We start from the raw sequence: 2,474 nt of genomic DNA, 5'->3' as shown, positions 1-2,474 counted from the left end.
GAAGTTTTATCAGCGCTCGATCAAAAAAACCGCTATTCTCTAATCCGAGAATAGCGGAAATCTACTATATTACGATACAGGTTGGTTTTTAATGTATTGTTCTTCATATTGTTCACGGCGACGTTTTGAGGCTTCACTTACTTGTTCGTCTGCGTGGTAAGAAGAACGGACTAATGGGCCAGCCTGGCAGTGCTGGAATCCTTTTTGGAATGCGATTTTGCGTAGTTCGGCAAATTCTCTCGGCTCATAGTAACGCTCTACTTTCAAGTGATTACGCGTTGGCTGTAAGTACTGACCGATTGTTAAAATATCCACATCGTGTGCTAATAAGTCATCCATCGTTTCGATAATCTCTTCTTTCGTTTCACCTAGGCCAACCATAATACTCGATTTAGTTGGTGTATCCGGTGCGATTTCTTTAACACGCTTTAATAATGTTAATGAGCGATCATACGTTGCGCGTGAACGGACAGTAGGTGTTAAGCGGCGAACAGTTTCAACGTTATGGTTGAAAATATCCGGTCCAGCATCCATTAACATTTTAATGTTTTCGTAATCACCTTTCATGTCAGAAGGTAATACTTCAACAGTTGTCCCTGGGTTACGCTCACGGATCGCTTTTACCGTTTCTGCGAAAATTGCTGCACCGCCATCTTTTAAATCATCACGAGCAACAGCTGTGACAACTGCATGGCGTAAGTCCATAATTTCAACAGACTCTGCTACGCGCTCAGGCTCGCCCCAGTCTAATTCAGTAGGAAGACCTGTATTAACCGCACAGAAACGGCAACCACGTGTACATGTCTTACCTAAAATCATAAACGTCGCAGTCTTACGAACAGCCCAACATTCGTGGATATTCGGACAACGCGCTTCTTCACAAACCGTGTTTAAGTTTTTCTCACGCATCATCTTCTTAAGTCCGATATAGTTTTTGTTCGTGTTGAGCTTAATTTTAAGCCATTCCGGTTTTCTTACGTATTCATCTTTTTTACTCACATGTGCCACCCCTTCACGAAAGATTATCTTGAGTAATTCCACTCATCTGTCTCATATTGTTCTTTCATTAACTGTTGAACCTCTTCTTCTTGTTCATCAGTTAGCATATATGGTTCAAAATGGACACCTAACCCTTTTTCAAACCCGTGGAAGAATGCTTTCTCCACTTCTCGAATAGAAGGTTTTCGCCCCATTTCTACTTCCATTGATGTTGCTTTTTTCTTAAGTACTTGTTTTGCTCTTTCTTTCTTGGCTTCATCAGGATAGACGAACATATCAAACAGCTCATCGAAATTCATACTGACTGGAACAGAACCGTGCTGTAAAATGACACCACGCTGCCTCGTCTGCGCACTACCTGCTGCTTTCTTTCCATTAAGTACGAGTTCATACCACGACGGCTCATCAAAGCAGACCGCAGAGCCTGTCTGATTCAGTTTACCTTCTGGGATTGAAAACTCTGCCTCAAGCCCTAGCAATCGATAGCCTTCTAACAAGCCTTGTGAAATGACTTTGTACGCTTCAGTTACCGTTTTTGGCATGCTTGGATGATCTTCTGAAACGATGATGCTATAAGTTAATTCATCATCATGCAATACAGCCCGACCACCTGTTAAACGTCGAACGAGATCAAAGCCATACTTTTTCACGTTTTCTGTATGTATTTTGCCTTCAACCTTTTGAAAATAACCTAAAGATAAACCCGCTGGCTCCCACGTGTAAAACCGTAATGTCGGAGGGATCTTGCCTTCGCTATGCCACTTCAACAAACAATCATCTAAAGCCATGTTGTAAGCAGCTGAGTTAACTTTTGAATTAATAAAATACCACGTTTCACTCATGTTAAGAGTCACACTTTCTAAACTATACTGTTTGAAAATTACAAAATAAGTTGTTAAAAAACTAAACGAAGGTTAGAATTTTTTACCTATTTTAAACATCTACATCATATCAATAATCTTAAGGGTTGTAAATTGGTGACAACTATAACGTTAACAAATAGGACTTTTAATATACGAACCATGACATTTGTACGAAAATCATTGCAATTTTCAGCAAATTGCTTAAAACTAAAGAAAAATTTATTAATATATGCTATATTATTTGTAGAAATAACACGAATTTGCTCAATATGAATAAACTAAGGAGTTTTCGCAATGATCGGTGAGCGTGTAAAAAATTATCGTAAAGAGGCAGGCATGACTCTAACACAGTTGGCTGAAGAGGCTGGAATTGCCAAGTCATATTTAAGCGCTATTGAACGAAATATACAACAAAACCCTTCTATTCAATTTCTCGAAAAAGTTGCTAATGTATTAAATATTGACGTTGACCATTTAATTAAAGATCCTGCAGAAATGAGTGATGAGCCGTTAGACCGCGAGTGGGAGAAGCTCGTTAAAGATGCAATGGACTCTGGCGTTTCTAAAGATGAGTTCCGCGAATTTCTCGAATTTAATAAATGGAAAAAGAAT

At 39.2% G+C, this 2,474-nt stretch carries 3 protein-coding genes; 1 reads left to right on the top strand and 2 read right to left on the bottom strand.

All coding sequences use genetic code 11. The features are described from left to right. Nucleotides 1–69: 69 nt before the first annotated feature. Nucleotides 70–999 carry a lipoyl synthase gene (gene lipA / locus A194_RS0115805; RefSeq protein ID WP_040403235.1) on the bottom strand — a complete coding sequence of 310 codons (930 nt, stop codon included), beginning with the start codon at nucleotides 997–999 and terminating at the stop codon, nucleotides 70–72. 23 nt (nucleotides 1,000–1,022) lie between these two features. Beyond that, entirely contained in the window at nucleotides 1,023–1,841 is an 819-nt protein-coding gene (locus tag A194_RS0115800; protein ID WP_017187756.1) for a lipoate--protein ligase family protein, read from the bottom strand. A gap of 315 nt (nucleotides 1,842–2,156) precedes the next feature. On the opposite strand from A194_RS0115800, the gene A194_RS0115795 reads away from it, so the two are divergent. Further along, the coding region (locus A194_RS0115795) for a helix-turn-helix domain-containing protein (protein WP_017187755.1) at nucleotides 2,157–2,474 on the top strand (318 nt) is incomplete at its 3' end.

The organism is Alkalibacillus haloalkaliphilus C5, assembly GCF_000269905.1.
Taxonomy (GTDB): Bacteria; Bacillota; Bacilli; order Bacillales; family Alkalibacillaceae; genus Alkalibacillus; species Alkalibacillus haloalkaliphilus_A.
The sequence above is the reverse complement of the archived record's forward strand: the minus strand, read 5'-3'. Positions and strand labels throughout refer to the sequence as shown.

Coding starts and splice junctions, on each gene's coding strand:
- A194_RS0115800 (WP_017187756.1), bottom strand. CDS start 1,841: ATGAGTGAAACGTGGTATTTTATTAATTCAAAAGTTAACTCAGCTGCT.